At 42.0% G+C, this 18,880-nt stretch carries 15 protein-coding genes and 2 riboswitches; of the genes, 9 read left to right on the forward strand and 6 right to left on the reverse strand.

Annotated elements, in window-relative coordinates; all coding sequences use genetic code 11:
* Positions 1-2 precede the first annotated feature (2 nt).
* The 5 genes from AAA970_RS20400 (at position 3) to AAA970_RS20420 (ending at position 5,219) form a co-directional block, all read left to right on the forward strand.
* Positions 3-1,247, forward strand: a complete 1,245-nt coding sequence (locus AAA970_RS20400; RefSeq protein WP_338238738.1) for a quaternary amine ABC transporter ATP-binding protein — start codon at positions 3-5, stop codon at positions 1,245-1,247.
* A 1-nt stretch (position 1,248) separates the two neighbouring features.
* Positions 1,249-2,115: an ABC transporter permease gene (locus AAA970_RS20405; protein ID WP_338238739.1), complete on the forward strand. Its 867-nt coding sequence runs from the start codon at positions 1,249-1,251 to the stop codon at positions 2,113-2,115.
* 10 nt (positions 2,116-2,125) lie between these two features.
* Positions 2,126-2,983 carry a glycine betaine ABC transporter substrate-binding protein gene (locus tag AAA970_RS20410; protein WP_338238740.1) on the forward strand — a complete coding sequence of 286 codons (858 nt, stop codon included), beginning with the start codon at positions 2,126-2,128 and terminating at the stop codon, positions 2,981-2,983.
* Positions 2,984-3,060: 77 nt separating this feature from the next.
* Positions 3,061-3,918: a glycine betaine ABC transporter substrate-binding protein gene (locus AAA970_RS20415; protein WP_338238741.1), complete on the forward strand. Its 858-nt coding sequence runs from the start codon at positions 3,061-3,063 to the stop codon at positions 3,916-3,918.
* 239 nt (positions 3,919-4,157) lie between these two features.
* Positions 4,158-5,219, forward strand: a complete 1,062-nt coding sequence (locus AAA970_RS20420; RefSeq protein WP_338238742.1) for an alcohol dehydrogenase family protein — start codon at positions 4,158-4,160, stop codon at positions 5,217-5,219.
* A 425-nt stretch (positions 5,220-5,644) separates the two neighbouring features.
* On the opposite strand, the gene AAA970_RS20425 is transcribed toward AAA970_RS20420, so the two are convergent.
* From AAA970_RS20425 to AAA970_RS20440, 4 genes are all read right to left on the reverse strand, one after another.
* Positions 5,645-7,576: a family 43 glycosylhydrolase gene (locus AAA970_RS20425; RefSeq protein ID WP_338238743.1), complete on the reverse strand. Its 1,932-nt coding sequence runs from the start codon at positions 7,574-7,576 to the stop codon at positions 5,645-5,647.
* Positions 7,577-7,910: 334 nt separating this feature from the next.
* Entirely contained in the window at positions 7,911-9,428 is a 1,518-nt protein-coding gene (locus AAA970_RS20430; protein WP_338238744.1) for an InlB B-repeat-containing protein, read from the reverse strand.
* 136 nt (positions 9,429-9,564) lie between these two features.
* A riboswitch (cobalamin riboswitch) is annotated at positions 9,565-9,756 on the reverse strand.
* A gap of 238 nt (positions 9,757-9,994) precedes the next feature.
* Positions 9,995-11,116 carry an InlB B-repeat-containing protein gene (locus AAA970_RS20435; RefSeq protein WP_338238745.1) on the reverse strand — a complete coding sequence of 374 codons (1,122 nt, stop codon included), beginning with the start codon at positions 11,114-11,116 and terminating at the stop codon, positions 9,995-9,997.
* A gap of 27 nt (positions 11,117-11,143) precedes the next feature.
* On the reverse strand, positions 11,144-12,430 hold the full coding sequence (locus tag AAA970_RS20440) for an InlB B-repeat-containing protein (RefSeq protein WP_338238746.1): 1,287 nt from the start codon (positions 12,428-12,430) through the stop codon (positions 11,144-11,146).
* A gap of 134 nt (positions 12,431-12,564) precedes the next feature.
* Positions 12,565-12,762, reverse strand: a riboswitch (cobalamin riboswitch).
* Between the two features lie 387 nt (positions 12,763-13,149).
* Between AAA970_RS20440 and AAA970_RS20445 the strand changes: the two genes are divergently transcribed.
* The 4 genes from AAA970_RS20445 to AAA970_RS20460 all read left to right on the forward strand — a co-directional run bounded on the left by AAA970_RS20445 (position 13,150) and on the right by AAA970_RS20460 (position 17,709).
* Complete coding sequence (locus AAA970_RS20445) at positions 13,150-13,947, forward strand: metal-dependent hydrolase (RefSeq protein WP_338238747.1); 798 nt, start codon at positions 13,150-13,152, stop codon at positions 13,945-13,947.
* A gap of 346 nt (positions 13,948-14,293) precedes the next feature.
* Complete coding sequence (locus AAA970_RS20450; RefSeq protein WP_338238748.1) at positions 14,294-15,466, forward strand: dicarboxylate/amino acid:cation symporter; 1,173 nt, start codon at positions 14,294-14,296, stop codon at positions 15,464-15,466.
* Positions 15,467-16,277: 811 nt separating this feature from the next.
* Positions 16,278-17,174, forward strand: coding sequence for a hypothetical protein (locus AAA970_RS20455; RefSeq protein ID WP_338238749.1), 897 nt, complete (start codon positions 16,278-16,280; stop codon positions 17,172-17,174).
* A gap of 151 nt (positions 17,175-17,325) precedes the next feature.
* The gene (locus AAA970_RS20460; protein WP_338238750.1) at positions 17,326-17,709 is read left to right on the forward strand and encodes a hypothetical protein; all 384 of its coding nucleotides are present in this window, start codon (positions 17,326-17,328) and stop codon (positions 17,707-17,709) included.
* A gap of 439 nt (positions 17,710-18,148) precedes the next feature.
* Here the strand turns inward: AAA970_RS20460 and AAA970_RS20465 are convergent, their stop codons facing one another.
* Positions 18,149-18,427, reverse strand: coding sequence for a Txe/YoeB family addiction module toxin (locus AAA970_RS20465; RefSeq protein WP_338238751.1), 279 nt, complete (start codon positions 18,425-18,427; stop codon positions 18,149-18,151).
* Positions 18,424-18,675, reverse strand: a complete 252-nt coding sequence (locus AAA970_RS20470) for a type II toxin-antitoxin system Phd/YefM family antitoxin (RefSeq protein ID WP_338238752.1) — start codon at positions 18,673-18,675, stop codon at positions 18,424-18,426. The genes AAA970_RS20465 and AAA970_RS20470 overlap by 4 nt, the downstream gene beginning before the upstream one ends.
* Positions 18,676-18,880: the final 205 nt, after the last annotated feature.

Genomic DNA, 18,880 nt, shown 5'->3' on the forward strand with positions numbered 1-18,880 from the left:
CTATGGATGAAAATAAAAACATTAAACTACAGGTGCAGGACCTGACCCTGATTTTTGGGAATCAGAAGAAGAAAGCCTTGCGGATGCTGGAGAAATCTGCCAGCAAGGCGGATATTCTGTCAAAAACGGGCTGCACCGTAGGGGTGAATAAGGCGAACTTTGAAATTTATGAGGGCGAAATCTTCGTTATCATGGGGCTTTCGGGCTCAGGTAAGTCGACTCTACTACGATGCCTGAACCGATTGCATGAACCTACCTCAGGTAAGGTGATTGTAAATGGCCATGACATTACCAGAGATAATAACAAAGAGCTTTTGGAGACTCGCCGAACGGAGATGAGTATGGTTTTCCAAAAATTTGGACTTCTTCCTCACCGATCGGTTTTGGAAAATGCCGCCTTCGGATTGGAGATCCGTGGAGAGGAAGAAGGCAGTCGTCTTCAATCTGCGCAGGAAGCACTGGAAACCGTAGGTCTGAAAGGCTATGAAGAGCAGTTACCTTCCGAACTTTCCGGCGGTATGCAGCAGCGTGTGGGTCTTGCACGTGCCCTGGCCAATAATCCGGAAGTATTGCTGATGGATGAGGCGTTCTCCGCTTTGGATCCGCTAATCAAATCCGATATGCAGGATGAGCTACTGAGCATTCAGGCCAAGCTGAAGAAGACGATTGTCTTCATTACGCATGATTTGGATGAAGCCATCAAGATTGGCGACCGTATCGTGATCATGAAAGATGGGGTGATTGAGCAAATGGGAACGGCAGAAGAAATTCTGACAGATCCAGCCAGTGATTATGTCAAGGCTTTCGTGGAAAAGATTGACCGAAAGACCGTGATCACCGCCGGCACCTTAATGTTTGAACAAGTATCCAAAGTAAACGTCAAACACCACGGCCCGGAAGGAGCACTTAGAAAAATGCGTGCTGCCGGAATTGATGTATTGCCCGTGGTGGATGAACAAAAATCCTTCCTGGGTTTTGTCTGGTTGAATGATGCCTTAAAAGCTTCCAAAGCAAAGGCAGAAAGCATCAAAGACATCATCAAAACCAATGTACCGAGTGTTTATCCGGAATATACCGTGGAAGAGATGTTGCCTTTGATTACTGGCACAAAATCACCCTTGGCGGTAGTGGACAAAGACAGTAATAAATTGCTGGGCGTTGTGACCCAGACTTCACTGATCATTGAGGCTACCAAATACGACAAGGCGGAGATCAAGGAAATGAAAGATCAGGCAAACGAGCAATAAGATGGAGAAAAAAATATTTATCGGTAAATACATCAAAGCCGGGATCGAATTCCTGGAAGAGAATTTGTATTTCATCTGGGGAGCCATGGACGATGCCATCTCCTGGACGGTGGAAGCAATGAACACATTCTTGCTGGCCATCCCATTCCCATTAATGCTTATATTGGTAGCTGGCCTGTCTTATTTTGCTAAAACAGGTAAAGAAGGATTGCAAAAAGCCAAAATCAAAGATGGATTAGGGCTTGCCTCCGGAACTTTTTTTGGCTTAATCATCATTTATCTGATGGGCTATTGGGAAGAGGCTATCCAAACGACTACGCTCGTATTGGTGGCTACTTTCATTGCTTTGTTAAGTGGAATTCCATTGGGCATCGTGGCGGCAAAAAATAAAACCGCCAACAAGATCATCCGCCCTTTACTGGATTTGATGCAGACCATGCCGGCCTTTGTTTATTTGATTCCGGCCATTTTCTTTTTCAGTGTAGGGAATACCCCTGGCGTCATTGCTACGGTTATTTTCTCGCTACCTCCTGCGGTACGTCTTACCGCTCTGGGAATTCAGAGTGTGCCTTCTGATGTAGTGGAAGCGGGTTACGCTTTCGGTGCAACGGAAAACCAAATCTTATTCAAAATCCAATTGCCACTGGCCATGCCGACTATTTTAGCCGGGGTCAACCAAGTAATCTTACTTTCCCTATCCATGGTGGTGATCGCCTCTATGGTAGGAGCAAAAGGACTGGGTGCAGTGGTTTATCAGGGAATTCAGCAAAATGATATTGCCAAAGGCTTTGAGTCCGGACTGGGCATTGTGATTTTGGCTATCATCCTGGATCGTATCACCCAATCATTTGGAAAAAATAATGCATAACCATAACATCATGAAAAATCTTTTCACAAAAACAGGCCTGATGCTGCTGATGGCCGCTGTTACGTTTTTCACCAGCTGTGGCGGTGGAGAAAAAGAAGAACAGCCTTCTGTTAATATTCTTTACCCAAACTGGGCGGAGGGTATCGCCATGACTTATCTGGCACAGGAAGCTTTACAGGAAAAAGGATTCAAAGTTGATTTAACCAGCCTTGAACCGGGTTTGATTTACGGAGAATTATCCAAGAAAAACTCCAAAGGAGATGTTTGTCTGGATGCCTGGTTGCCCAACACACACAAAGACTACTGGAAACAGTATGGTGCTAAAATCGAAAAAGTAGGGACTGCTTTTGATAACGGAACCACCGGATTAGTAGTGCCTGCTTATGTGGACATCAACTCAATTGAAGAGTTGAATGCACACAAAGACGAATTCAAAGGAAAGATTATCGGTATTGGTAGTGGCGCGGGTATTCATGCCAAAACCCTTCAGGCAATCAAAGATTACGAATTGGATTTCGAGCAAATTACTTCCTCCGGACCTGCCATGGTAGCGTCTTTGGAAAAAGCATATAAGAAAAATGAGCCAATCATCATCACAGGTTGGAAACCTCACTTCAAATGGGCACAGTTCGACCTGAAATATTTGGAAGATCCAAAGGGTATTTATGAAAAGGACGAAGTAGTCATTATTGCACGTCGTGGATTCAAAGAGGAAAAACCAGTAGCTGCCACTTTCTTTGCCAACTTCAAACTGGAAGAAGCAAAGTTGTATGAATTGATGGGTAAAGTAACTGAATTGGGCGAAGTAGCAGGTGCAAAAGCATTCTACAGTGAGAACAAAGCCATGGTGGATGGCTGGTTCAATTAAGCTCCCATAAAAAAATAATTCTAAAAAGCATTGGGGAGACCTGATGCTTTTTTTTTAAGTACACCTTTCTCAACAATATGAAATATCAAACTCAATTAATCGCCTTTCTGCTCTGTGCGGTGATGGCCCTTAGCCTTGGCGGCTGCACCTCTGAAAATAAAGAAAAAAAAGCCAGTGTAAGTATCCTTTATGGGAATTGGGCAGAGGCCATTGCCATGAGTTATCTCGCCAATGAAGCTTTGCTGCACCATGACTTCGAGGTGAAACTTACCAGCCTGGAGCCCGGCCTCATTTATGGGGAATTGTCCAAAAAGAATTCCAAAGGAGATGTTTACCTGGATGCCTGGTTACCCAACACGCATAAAGATTACTGGAAACAGTACGGCGAAAAAATTGACATCATCGGAAAATCATTTGATGATGGCACCACCGGATTAGTAGTTCCGGCCTATATGGATATACAATCCATCACAGAGCTGAATGATCACAAAGAAGCCTTAAAAGGGAAAATCATTGGTATTGGCAGTGGCGCGGGCATTCATGCACAAACCTTACAGGCCATAGACGAATATGCTTTGGAGTTGGAACAAATTACTTCCTCCGGTCCGGCCATGGTCGCCGCTTTAGAAAAAGCTTATAAAAAACAATCTCCCATTGTGATTACCGGCTGGAAACCGCATTACAAATGGGCACAATTTGATCTGAAATATCTGGAAGATCCAAAAGGGATTTACCAAAAAGATGAATGTACCATTATTGCCCGTCAGGGTTTCAAAGAAGATCAGCCGGAAGCCGCTCAATTTTTCGCCAATTTTAATCTAAGTGAAGAAAAACTATATGACCTGATGGGAAAAGTCGCTACCATGGGTGAAGTTCCAGGCGCCAAAGCATTTTATGCCGAAAATAAAGCTTTGGTAGATGGCTGGTTCCTTTAAGCGGAATGATGCACCGCAAAGTTGATTAACTTACTTCAAGCTTTTTTTCATCGCCTTCTGGATGTTTCAACTCCTATTATTTGCTCCAATTTGGCGAGGCCTGCTTCCAATAGCATGGGATAAAAATAATTCAAAAAGCAGCAGCACCGCTTCTGCTTTTTGTTTATTTGCAGAAGTAATACCGAAAAGGCTCCTGAGCACCAGCCACAAAAAAGATAAGATTAAAAAACCGCAATGATATGAATAACATGGAAGCAATACCAGAGAAAATGTTTGGGGTCTACCTGAAAGGACATGGAGATGAAAGTCAACTGGAGTATCGGGAAGATATTCCGGTCCCATCCATTGGCGATCATGAAGTACTGATCAAGGTGAGTGCTGCAGGCGTCAACAATACGGATATCAATACCCGCATTGCCTGGTATTCCAAAGGCGAGGGAGAGGCAGAGGATGCCAGCTGGTCCGGGGAAGCACTCAAATTCCCAAGAATTCAGGGCGCCGATGTTTGCGGACATATTGTGGGAATTGGTAAAGCGATCAATGAACGTCGATTAGGAGAACGTATAATTATTGAGCCCTCTCTACAGCAAGTAAACGGGGAAGCTTTGGAACATGCCTGGTATTTTGGTTCGGAATGTGATGGAGGTTTTGCACAATATACCAAAGTGGATGGCCGACATGCCTTCGCCGTCCATACCGAAATGACAGATCAGGAACTGGCTTCTTTCCCATGTTCCTACTCCACTGCGGAGAATTTATTAACCCGCGCTCAGGTGACTGCCCAAGATACCGTACTCATCACGGGTGCTTCCGGAGGCGTAGGTTCTGCTGCGGTGCAATTGGCTAAAGCTCGGGGAGCAAAAGTAATTGCAGTGGTAGGAGCGGCAAAAGCACAGGATCTTTTAAATCTGGGAGCTGATCAGGTTATCCACCGTGGGAACAGCCTGACCGAAGCCATTGGTCATAGCAGCGTTGAAGTGGTGATTGACTTGGTAGCCGGCCCTGCTTTTGCAGAAATACTGGAAATCCTCAAGCCAAAAGGGCGCTATGCTGTGGCAGGCGCCATAGGAGGAGCCGAAGTACCCATGGATATCCGCACCGTATACCTGAAGGATTTAAGCCTGTTTGGCTGCACAGTACTGGAACCAGAAGTTTTTCCGAATTTGGTGCGGGTAATTGAATCGGGCTTGATCAAAGGCCTGGTTGCGGAAACCTTCGCGCTGAAAGACATCACCAAAGCACAGGAAGTTTTCCAACAGAAGCAACATATTGGGAAGTTGGTGATTAATATGAATTTGTAAATAAGAAGCGACCACAAATTATAGCAAATCAATGACTAATTATCCTGTCTGATCAACAGCGATTTAAACAAAAACAATCCTATAAATTTGGGAAATTTGTGGCTAAAAAAAATAAAATACTTTAGCATTAATTCGTGAAATTAGTGGTTTCACCTGACACCCGCTGGATAACACCTACTTACTACACAAAACTACTAATTGATAATAACCTCTCAGAAATATCAGGAAAACGAAACTTTTGGAACCACAAATTGACACTAATTTTTACGAATAATTGATTAATAATATTTGATTCACCGCAATTCAAACAAAAAGCCCGAAATAAAATCTCGGGCTTTTTCCTTTAAAGCAATCTTATAAATTTGTGAAATTGGTGGCCAAAAAAAAAAAAAATACTTTAACGTTAATTCGTAAAATTAATGGTTTCACCTTTCTCCTGCCGGACAATACATTACCTCCGACAAGGCCGACACCCCATTCTCATTAAACGCCTCCACCGCGAAATAATAATCCTGCTTAATGTTCAGCGCTCGAATCTCCTTCTCCGTAGGGGCATCTGCCCAAAGCTGATAAGTAGTATACAGCTTATCCGCTTCAATACCCCAACGAATATTATAACCCACTGCTCCTTCCACCGGGGACCAATTCACAAAAGCATTCCGTTCATCCTGATCTCTCTTTACTTTTAAGCTCTTCGGTGTAGCCGGTGCGTCCCCTTTACCATGCCCGAAAACACGGATATCGGATACGGCCAGATTTTCATTCGCACAATAAACATTTTCAAATTTCACATAGCGTGCCTCCACTGACTTCTCCAATTCAATATAGGGATTGGAACGATGTTTTTTCTCCTGAAGATTATTGGCCACTTCCTTCCAGCGCTTCCCGTCTTTGGAAGTGTAAAGCTTATAATGTGTATACACACGATCTTTATATCCGGCAGATTCCTGAAGCAATGGCTGAGGAGGGAACAAAGCTAAATCGTGTTGCAGATAGTCACCGTAGTTAATCTGAATTGCGCGGACATCATGCAGGGCTTCCAAGTCAATTATGGCCGTCTGCCCCTGATGCGCTTTCCCTGCGACCCAAAGGGTTCTCGGATTTTCATCCGTCAGTTGATTTCCTCCCAAATCCTCAGATAATTGCGCAGAGACTTTTACCGGCTTTTTATAAGAAAGCAACATCCAGCCGGTAAACAAATCTTCACGCTGTTCCCATTTGCCCGTTGGGGCGAAATGCGGGAAATCAGCAAAGCGGCTGTTGGCATACATCAGACCATCCGCATCAAAGCCGGCAGGCAACATCATGATCCGACGCTCAAACACCCAATTCACCCCTACCCAGGTGGTTCCCGTATTCCAGTAATTCCCAAAACGATCCTGGAAAACATTCCCGTGTCCGGCACCTACCGCGAATCCCCCCGGCTTATAGGCCACCGGATTATTCGGGGCATAAGTCCAGGGCCCCAAAGGAGAATCCCCCACATACACGCCATTCCCATAAACATTCTCGCTGGTTCCCGGCCCTGCATAGGTCAGGTAGTATTTTCCATTGTGATAATCTACTTCTGCTCCTTCGATATAAGGCTTAAAATGCTCCCTTTCATGATCATAACCAAAGCGCTCCCAACCGTGCTGATCCGGATACAAATACAACATGGATTTCTGAAAACGATCCAATTCCCAGCGATGCTCCGGATCCTTACTATTTTTCAATTTTGCACCGAACAAGGGGTGCAGGTTGGAGGATCCCCAATACAGGAACCAATCCGCTGTTTGCTCATCATAAAATAAACCCGGATCCCACAGATTTTGATCCGCCCCCTGAGGAAAATCCAAACTTTTCTCATAAACCGCCCACTCCCCTGCTGCCGGATTTACACTATAAAAAATCGGCGCTTTAAACTTACGGCTGGAAGCCATCAGAAATAAAGTATCCTTTACGGAAATCGCCGCTGGCGCAATCATATCTTTATAGAAAGCGGTAGTACCATCTTCCAGAGTCTCCTCAAAGGTGGAAGGCTCTTTACCTTTAAAATAACTCACCGGCCATTCTTGGGTCGGCTCAATATGCTCCCACTTTATTAAATCTTCAGAACGGAAATATCCTCTGGCAGAAGTACAAAAAATATAATAGGCTTCATGCTGACCGCCAACTTCATTGTTAATAAAAACCGGATCAGCACTTCCGCGGGCAATAACTGGTGGATGATCCTTAAAGTTGGACCGATCCATCGGAATGATCTCGCCATACTGATAATCGAGATCTACCGGATTACAAAAAGTTTCAGAGGCTTGCTGGGCATAAACCTGAGTCCACCAACAACATCCTAAAAGCAATAAAAAAAAGGGGCGCATATCGTTTTTTTTTAAACTAAATAACAGGATTCCTTTTGATCGTACAAACACCCCAAAATACCCCCCTTTTTAAATGCCGCATCAGTGACAAAAAACTTAAATTCAAGAAGCTGTTTATCTGCTTTTTAAGCAAGCAGACACTACTCAAAAATAATTAAAAAAACATGCTCACCAGCAAGCCAAATAAAAACTACCCACCCTGTCAATTCAAAATATAGCGCATCCAAAGCAGCAAAAAAAGCCTGAGGGATTTTCCCCCAGGCCAAACCTATATAAGAACGACCAATGACGGGTCATTATCTTTTAAGGTCACAAAGCGTAGCTGTTTAGTTGTTTACTGTTCATTCATTAATAGGTGCAGGTCAGCAGCTTTGGCAATCTCAGGACTCAATTCCCCTAACCAACCTGCAATATCTCTTACTCCTGTGTAGACCCGTACAAAATCAATCTGCACAAGGGCCACACCATTACCATCGCCATCAATGGCGTTGTCAATATCAAACAAATCTGCCCCTTGCAAGACGCCGGTTTGCTCATAGCCAGCATTATCGGCATAACCCCAGTCAAATTTAGGACAAACCCAATAAGGAAATTCCGCATCAGGATCATTGGCATTGATATCCTCTGCCTTGGATTTTAAAAGGGTTCCTTTAAAGGTCACCTCATTTTCCAGGTACATCTTTGGGAACATGGGCTGTGGATGGAACATTTTGACATCATTAAAATCCATCACACCATTGGTACTTACTCCGTCAATCACTTCTGTATAGGCAATCACATGCGTATCAGCACCTTCTTCGGGACGAAAGTAGGTGATTTCATAGTTTTGCGTGGTTTCAGGTTTAAAATGATCACTTCCCGCCAATTCATACCAGGGCTCATCCTCATCCGGCAACCCATTACCGTTCAAATCTTGACAAACCATGACAATCGCTGGCTCGCTACTATTTTCGAAAGCATTACCATAAATGGCCAAATCATCCCCTTCACCATTGTTAATAGGATGATCGAATTTAAAGGTCACATTTCCACCGAAAGTACCTAAAGAAATAAACTGATACGAATCACCCGGTAAATTGGCCTTAGCCGAGGCCAGATCATCATCGACCTTATTAATAAACTGTCCCGGAGCTGGACGAAAATCCAACACTTCGGAAATCCAAGGGCTTCCGGTAAGGTGAGCAGTTTCACGTTCCCATATCGCATTCAAAGTAAAAGACGCCGTTACCGGGGCATCAAAGTCATATAATTCTTCTCCTTTGTACCATCCTTTAAAGGTAAATGCATATTGGACGGGGTCTTCAGGCTGGCTTAATATTTCCCCCTCCATTACGGACTGCGCATCAACTTCAGCCCCCTCAAAACTCACCGTATAAATGGCCGTCCATGTAGCAATAAGGTGAATATCCTCATAAACCGGTTCATTAAAATCATAGGGAAGGTCATTCCACATCCAACCGGCAAACTGAAATCCCTCAACCTCTTCTACTTCCGGAGCAGCTATGGATTGGCCGGAAAGCACCTCGACATCATCAATTTGAAAATCTTGTTGCGTATCAAAAGACACCCAATACGTTTTCCCGGACCATCGTGCTTTCAGCACAATATCCTCCGTCACGGGCTGTTCAAAATCATACAGGGATTCCCCCAAATACCATCCCTGAAAAATAAATTCATCCATTTCAGGATCTTCAGGGCGTTCCGCCAGCTCTCCAGAGGTAACCCGTTGGCTTTTAATAGCGGTACCGCCCAAGGTCTCAAAGACGACCTCAAAAACAGGTAATGCATCTTCTCCCTTACATGAGATCAGGGTAAAAAAAAGCAAAATAAAAATGCGTTGAATATATTTCATTTATCATAAAAGGTTAAACTAAAATGCTAAAAAAAATAACGCTTTTTTATTTGCATGGAGGCCTGCACAGCCACACACTCATCAATTGACCTGAAAGATTTGCCCAATTCTTTTACCTAACTCCCGAAGTAAAAAAGCATTAATAATACGTATGGCTGGTCTCCTGACTTTTACCTTAATTAGTGCCTTCCCATTTCCTGAAAAACAGTGGCCAGTGAGCTAATCAACCTTTCGGTAATTTACAGTTGCGGGTACTGTTTTGGAATTACACCAAATTCCCAATTAATTATCAGCACTGAAAGTGCCTCAAAACCACATCACAAATTTACATTAAAAATTAAAAAAAGCAAAATTAAAATATGAATTATTATAGATTTTTAATTGAAATACTTTTTTACCAACGCCCTACATCAACTACAAGTGATTAAATCGAAGAATGAAATAAATCGATAGAGACATTAGGAATACGATCATAACCATTTCTCTAAATTAGTTATATACTATATATTTTATAACATATAAAACCCGAGTAATCGACCCGGGTTTTAAGTCATTTTATAATCAATCTACTCTAGATTTTTCAACAAATGAACATCGGCTGCTTTAATAATTTCCGGACTCAATTCGCCCAACCAACCTGCAATATCTCGAACACCAGTATAGACCCTGACAAAATCAATTTGCTCCAACTTAACCGACCGTCCCTGCGAATCAATTGCATGATCGATATCAAATAAATCCGCACCTCGAAAAATCCCTTCCTGCTCATATCCGGCATTATCGGCATATCCCCAATCAAATTTAGGGCTTACATAATATGGGTTATCGGATTGACCTTCATTTTGATTATAAGTCTTTGATTTTAATAAAGTCCCGCTAAAGGTCACCGAATCTTCCGAATACATATCAGGAAACATCGGCTGAGGGTGGAAATCCCGAACTAAGGTGAAATCCATCATACCGCTATTTTCCTGCCCATTAACCACCTCCGTATAAGGAATCAAATGGGTGTCGGCTCCTTCTTCGGGGCGAAAATAGGTAACCAGATAATCGCGAATCGTTTCTTTTTCAAAATGATCACTTCCTGCTAACTCAAACCAAGGCTCCTCCTCATCAGGATAACCATTTCCATTTAAGTCCTGGCATACCATCACGATACCAGGCTCGCTATTCCCTTCAAAAGCATTCCCGAAAATCGCCAGATCTTCTCCCTCGCCATTATTGATAGGGTGATCAAATTTAAAAGTAACCTGCCCTCCAAAAGTCCCTAAAGAGATAAATTGGTGAGAATTACCTACCAAATTCTCTTTTGCAGCAGCCAGGTCATCCTCCACCTTATTGAGGAATTGCCCCGGCGCCGGGCGAAAATCCAGCACTTCTGAAATCCATGGTGTTCCATCAACCTCCACTTTGGTCCATTCCGCACGCAAGGTAAAACTTTCTTCCACTGGGGCATTAAAATCATAAACCACATCTCCTTTATACCAACCTTCGAAAAGATAAGCATATCGGTTAGGATCTGCAGGTTTTAACACGTATTCCCCGGCCTCCAATTGCTGTCCCTCAATTTTTGATTCCCCTCCATTGAGGTCAAAGCTTACCTCAAAAACAGGCAAGCCTTCCTCAGCGGACTCACAAGCCATGAATAAAACACACAGCATTAGAGGTAAAATTATTCTTTTAACCATAAATAAAATAATTAAAAAATATAATAATTATTTATTGTTAAAAGTATTGTACACCTGTGGCTTACCCGCTTTCAAAATCGAAGCATAGCCTGTCTCCGTAGAGATCACATTCACGAAGACATTCTCTCCTATTTTTTTCTCCAATGCGGTAATCTCCGCATCGCTCATATCTTCGATAATGATGGATTGATCATCCCCAATCACAATAGTTACAACTCCAGCGTCAGCATTTACTTCCTTTAAATTCCCTCTAAGCACATCATCAAAATATTCAATGCCATATCGGCATTCCCCAATCCAGCGAGATCCATTATAGCCATCTGCCCGATTATGACCGAATCCCATCTGCGGGCTACTCATGTAAATATCTTTTACAAGATCAAAAACGTATTCCTTTTCAAACTCAAAGCCATCAGATTCACGCAGGGGAAAGGAAAACATCCCAAAGTCAGAATGTCCATAGAAATCTTTCGAAGAGTTCCCCTGATCATCCACCAAATAAACCTCGGATCCCCAGGCCCAACCTCTCATCATAAAATGAATATCAGCTTTCACTAGAATATGCTCTCCCATTGCCAAATCCTCGAACGAAGCCCTGGAAATATCATCATAAATAACCGTTGTGGCCCCATCATTCATCTCCCAAGCCGCTGTCAGTGTAAGATTGGACTGGATTGGCGTGTTAAAATCAAAGGCTTCATCACCCAAAAACCAACCGGTAAAAGTATAACCTTCTACTTCAGGTGCTGCAGGAAGTAACGCTAGTTCATCCTCTTCAATCTCCTGAGGATCAACCTCAACACCTTCATGTCCGGTATCGAAGGAAACCGTATAAACCGCCACCCAATCTGCAATAAGTGCAATATCCTGACGTACCGCTTGAGTGAAATCATACGGCTGATTATCCAACATCCAGGCATTGAACTTGTAACCGTCCACTTCTTCCAATACCGGTGCTTCCACTAATGCGCCGGAAACCACCTCCACATCATCAATTAAGAAATCCTGCTGGGTATCAAAGGCAACCAAATAGGTTTTCCCTTCCCATTTGGCGGTTAGGGTAATATTCTCAGATACCGGATTGCTAAAATCATAGGCCGTTTCCCCTAAAAACCATCCCTGGAAAATATTCTCCTCCAGTTCCGGATCGGCTGGCTGTTCGGCCATTTCTCCAGAAGTCACATATTGCGCCGCGACTTCAGTACCGCCCATGGATTTAAAAACCACTTCAAAAGTGGGTAATGCTTCTTCCTGCTGCGCACAAGAGATCAGGAAAGCAAAAAACAAAACAAGACTGCGTTGTAAGTATTTCATATCTATAAAAAATTAATTGAAATGCTTAAAAAATAACGCTTCTTTATTTCCGCGGAGACCCCAACAGTCGCGCACCCATAAATTGAATAAGAATATTATTCCTACCCCCTTTTACCTAACTCCCGAAGTAAAAAAGCATTAATTCTATGATGGCAGGTCTCCTGACTTTTACCTTGATTAGGGCCTTCCCATCTCCATAAAGACAGTGGCTTAGCGGACTAATCAACCTTTCGGTAATTTACAGTTGCGGGTACAGTTTTGGATTTACACCAAATTCCCTATTAATCTTCCACACAGGAATGTGCTTCAGAACCATGTCACAAATATAGGTTCAAAATTTATAATACAAATAATATAATTCACAAATTTCATATAATGATCATTAAAAATGGCGCAAATCCACTTAAATCACTGACCTACAGGACTAGGACATCGGTAAACGTTACCCAAAAAATATATGACAAAATAGAGGAAAAGAAATAAAAGAATGATATAAATCATTATTCAATAAATTAAGTAATGAGATTAATCTCTTTTTAAATACATGAAACATACCTGCCCTACTACACAATTTTGTTTAATATCAACTTTATATCCCTACTATATGGCATACAATCTGTGTAGAAAATAAATATCCTGTTCAGTAAAAACAATCATGGATATTCTTTGAAAAATTCAACAATCCTCCTAGTTTAATTTGGTAAAACGCTTTATTTTTTATGGATATCCTTTCGCATGCTTGCTCCGGACTGGCCGTGGGCACCTTTATTTCAAGCTTTTCTTCCCTGGGTCGAAAACACCGTTGGTCTATTCTGGGCTTTTCGACATTGGCCGGCGCACTACCGGATCTGGATGCCATTAGCCTGTGGTCAGGCTTTGACCGTACGCTGGGGCAATGGTTCCAACACCGTCATTTGGGCAGGGACATTTATTCCGAAAAATTTTGGTACTCCCATCATGGCTTTCTCCACAGTCTGGCAGCCGCCTTCTTATGCACCGCTCTGCTGGGACTTTTGTTTTTCCTAATTAACCAATTCCAGCAAAATAAGAAGACCGACTTCATAAAAAATAGTACCCTTATTTTTGTCGCTTTTTTCTTCGGTTTTACTATTCATCTCCTCGAGGATATGCCCACCCCTGCCTCAAGTTGGGGAGGGGTAAATTTCTTCTGGCCTTCCACAAATTATACCGGTGGTTGGGGGAAAATTTGGTGGTGGAATAATTATGACCTCTTTCTTATCATTGTAAGCGTCATCCTGACGAATCTCGCCATCAACACTTTTAAAAAGCACATCCCGATCCAGGCCTTTAAATTAACCGGAACCGTATTGATGCTAGGGTTCGGCCTGGCCCTTTATCAAATCAATACGAGACCTATCAGTTTCGCTTATTCTGGTAATACCACACGTTATCAGGAATTTGAACAGAAAAGTAAAAATATCCAGCTTGAAATTCTGGGTCCCCGGCTTTATCACTGGATGGAAAAGTTTGATCAGCAATTGCCTTTTTACTTTTAATCATCGTCATGGCGTAAGGCGGAATTCATTTTTAAGCGCTCTTCAAATGAAAATCATTGCAGCCAGTCTTTTTTGTTTTGGAGAATAAGCTCCCCACAAGGAAGTTTTCGCTTTCCACTGAGGTCAAAGGAGCAGAGGTAAAACCTCATGAGACAACTGCGAATTTGAACTTTCCAAAACGCTCAAAGACTATTCGTCCAAGTTCAAAGAATGAATTGCACAAAATGAGGAAAAACGGAAATTAATATCCGAAAGTGCCATTCATCAAAAAGGAAGTTCTATTTTTGCATTTCCCTTAGCAACCTATTTTTATTTTATCAAAGTACTGCCTCAGCAGAAGAATTGTATGAAAAAGCTTTTTGGACAAAAAATGGGACTGTTGCCCAAACTCATCATCGCCATCATCCTTGGTATTGTCATTGGTAGTACCGGTTACCTTCCCGTCGTCAGATTACTGGCTACCTTCAATGGAATATTTGGCAACTTTCTGGGCTTTGTGATTCCTTTGATTATTATTGGATTCATTGCCCCGGGCATTGGAGACCTGGGCACCGGAGCTGGAAAACTTTTAGGCCTTACCGCAGGTCTTGCCTATGCCTCCACTGTCCTGGCAGGAACCCTGGCCTGGTCGGTGGACAGTATAATATTTCCAATGGTGTTGGACACAGGCGCTTTTCAGATGATTGAATCCGAAGAACAAACCATTGCCCCATTTTTCAGGGTGGAAATGGCGCCTATCATGAGTGTGATGTCCGCTTTACTGACGGCTTTTATTGTTGGCCTGGGCATCACGATTCAAAAAGGGGAAGCGATCAAAAATGTGATGAAGGAATTCCAGCTAATCATTGAAAAAATTATTACGGTTATTATCATCCCGTTATTGCCTTATCATATTGCAGGAATTTTTGCACAAATGACCTACAGTGGGCAAACGGCCATGGTGCTTTCCGTTTTTCTGAAGGTGTTCCTTATCATCTTCCTTTTGCATTTCACCATGCTGATGATCCAGTATACCATCGCGGGAAGCCTGACGAAGCAAAATCCATTTAAGCTGCTAAAAAATATGCTACCGGCATACTTTACTGCTATTGGCACCCAATCTTCTGCAGCTACCATACCGGTGACTTTGCAGCAGACCCTGCGAAATAATGTAAGTGAAGAAGTGGCCGACTTTGCGGTTCCACTATGTGCAACCATTCACCTGTCAGGTAGTACAATTACGCTTACCTCCTGCGCAATGGCCATCATGATGCTGAACGGAATGCCAACCGGTTTCGGCTTAATATTCGGTTTTATCATGATGCTAGGCGTAACCATGATTGCTGCTCCCGGCGTACCGGGTGGAGCGGTTGTGGCCGCACTCGGTTTATTGGAAACCATGCTGGGCTTCCCTCCCAACCTTACGGCCTTGATGATGGCCCTTTATATGGCACAGGACAGTTTCGGAACGGCTTGCAATGTGACGGGAGATGGCGCAATTTCCATTGTAGTGGATAAATTGGCAAGCCGAAGACCCTGATTCTTGGGGGTAAAGAAAGCAGCAAAAACGCTAGTCAGGGTGAGGAAATGGAAATATCGGACCTATTTGCTCACCCCCACTGGTAGTAGTCTTCTCTTGTTGAACTCCCCACTGGTCATAGGTTTCGCATGTTGAACCTCAATACCTTGTAAGGATGTAGCGCGACGACTACGACCCAGTCCACGGAATTTGGTTGTCGTATTAAGGCACTAGCCGGGAGATTATATAATTACAAAACATTATTTACCCCGTGGAGGTGAGACTAATCAGCGATGGGTAAAACCCATCGTTTAGATTCCCTCTCCCCCCAAGCCTGAAAGGCTTGAACATATCGGTATTGGAAGGTAGCGCTATTGAAAAGAGAGTTTGAAGGAAATTTGATATCGCTTTCCCAAATTTTAGTTTAACCCTTTCAGGTTTTTTCATCTGTGATCTTTTGTCGATGGGTTGCACCCATCGCTATTGAATTTAATCCCTTCGGGATAAAGCATTGACCATATCGGGCATATTCCAAGCCATCAACCCCCACTCCTAATCTTCGCAACACCGATTTTTCAGTTTTCCATGGTAGACTCCGTGGCAATTAAGACCCCATTCACGAGGTTTTGTGTTGATTTATTTAGGCTTTTTGGCAATGCTGTAACACCATGACCCAGTTCAGTTCCTAACCCATGATTTAAATCATGGGTTAGGAAAAATCAACACCATCGAAGATCAGGATGCGCAAAAATTAAAGGCGAGCTATCCTTACAACACCCTTGGTTTTCGGGCGAAAAAGGCTAATTTAGAAACTGAATCAACCGAATACTACGTGCAGGTTGCCTCAGGAAATATTGTAATCATTTACGATGGTAATAAAAATCAAAAGGAAATTCTGCTGTATGGCAACGGCTGTTTAGGAGTTCGCTTTGTGGATAGTTCCACCGACCGTAATAGCACCGATGTCTTTGAATTCAAGAACCATTTAGGCTCTGTACGTGCCCGCGCCTTTTGGAATGACGAAAGCATGGTGCATGACCAATGGCGGGATTATTATCCCTTTGGTCTGCAAATGGCCAGAGGCTTAGATTCTAAGCACAACAGTCGATTTGGCTATCAGGGAGATTTCGCTGAAGAAGATGAGGTGACAAGCTTTGACTTCTTTGAAGCAAGGGTATTTGATCCGGTGATTGGGGTGGATCCGGATGGGAGGTTTTTTGGAGAATATGTGGTGACTAATGGAAATAATGGGGAAGAAATAAAAACTAAAATATCAGATTTAGGAGATGATGTTGGCTTGGATTTCATCCATTACTTTTCTTCTGATGGAGGATCTTATACAAAGGTAATTAACACTTTTAATAATTTTGAAAATATTATTAATGGAGGCCCTGAATTTATTATGGAATACGATATAAGAGGAGAAGAGGTAAATTGGCTTTCAATATACAATGAATGGAAAACAGGAACAGGTCCCGGAGCTAGTTTAATTTTCGGAAGGCAACATCCAATGAATGTTGATATAAGAAATGGTAATTTATATCATATCGTGAGAAATAGTTATTTAGAAGATAAAAGTTATGATTTTGATGAAATAATAATTAAGGGAAGTAAACTGATATTCTTTGGAGTATTTTTACCCGGTTTTAAAGCAGTTGTCTTGTCTGGAATAAATATGACACTACAAATGATGGGGTCCACGATTATTAGCTTTTATGACTTTAGGTGATGGTCGTAGGTTATCATTAGCAATGGATTCAAAATCAATAGAATCATTAGATAGGTTAGGGCCTAAGTTTTCTATACTATTAAAGCACGCTCCTTCAAGGGTAACCCATCAAACTTACATGTGGATTGATAATTTAATAGAATAATATATAATGAGAATTTTTGTATTTGTGTTTTTTTTACTAGGCTGTAATTCAAACATCGAAGGAAATTATGTCAATAGTTTAAATAATACTGTTGATAGTCTATCTATTTACAGAAAAGAAACATCTAACTCTGTTGAATATATTTATCGCCAAAGAATTTTCTCAAATTATGATTCAAATCTATTAATTGATAATTCAGGTAAAGTTATACTTAGAGACGGTGAGGTGAATTTCACTCATTATTATGTAAATCATGATAATAGACTTACAAGTCAATTAAAAGAAGAAAGGTTAGATATTCTTTGCATGGATATATTTCAAGTAAAGATACAAGGGAATACAATTTCATTAGGCCCTTTGGGGAAGTATGATAAAATACAAGAAAATTAATTGTGTCCCTCGCCACTTATCGTAGTCTTCGCATGCTGAACTTCAAAGCCCGCCTCTAGTCGTAGTCTTCGCATGCTGAACCTCAATACCTTGTAAAGATGTAGCGCGGCGACTACGACCGAGTCCACGGAATTTGGTGGTTGGGCTGTTGAAGCTCGAAGGTTTTACGGAAACACTAAGATCAAGGGGGCTGAATTATTTGGTTGGCAAATTTCATTCCCCCGTAGGCGTTCCGGAAGAACTGTCAAAATCCAACTAGAATCAGATTTGTAAGCAACAGTAAGAGGCAGAATTAAACGATTATGGAAAAACTAATATCATGTGCATGGGGAATGCCTTTGTCGGGAAGCAGGCGCTTTATGTTTTTAATAAGAGCATTGAAGTTCAGGATGTTGAAGTGGTGATGAGGTCAAATAAATTTGCCTAAGCTGAAATACCGTTACTTATCATAATAATGACCATGAGCACTGAGTACGTAAACGGTTACAATTTCATCTTTGATGGAGTAAACTAATCGGTGCTTCTGGTTGATTCTTCTTGAATACAGCCCTTGCAAATGGTGCTTTAACTTTTCAGGTTGTCCTGTTCCTGTTGTCGGATGCTCCAATAACTCATTAAGTAACTTGGCGATTTTCTTTAGTAAAGCCTTATCACCTGATTTTTTATGCTTCTCTATGTCTGCTAAAGCGGTTTTTGAGAATTCTAAGGTATAACTCATAAACCCAGTAAATCATTGATTTCCTTCGGTGTCGTCATCTTTTTAGTTTCTCCCTTATTCACCTCCAACACACTCTGCTTCAGGCGCTCAATCATTTCTGCGTTAAAATATAAATCATTTTCGCTAACCGGGCTCAAAACGTAAGACTTATCCTTTCCCCTCTGGACAATAACTTGCTCTCCCTGATCAACCTTGTCAAAGTACTTTTTTTGATTCTGACGGAATTCTCTGCTACTAATTACTAACATGGTATCGTAAATTTCATGTACCAAACTGGTACAAATATAGGATATATAACGTCCTTTACCAAAACAGGGGACCTACAAGCACATAATTGTAATCACGAAATAATACCTGCTGTAAATCAGCAAATTAAACCATTTACTATAGGCTCTCATCGCAGGTATTAGGAATACCGATTTTGGAAGATTATGAAATTTAGACCAAAAAAAT

The sequence above is a fragment of the Persicobacter diffluens genome (assembly GCF_036244895.1).
GTDB classification, from domain to species: Bacteria; Bacteroidota; Bacteroidia; order Cytophagales; family Cyclobacteriaceae; genus Persicobacter; species Persicobacter diffluens.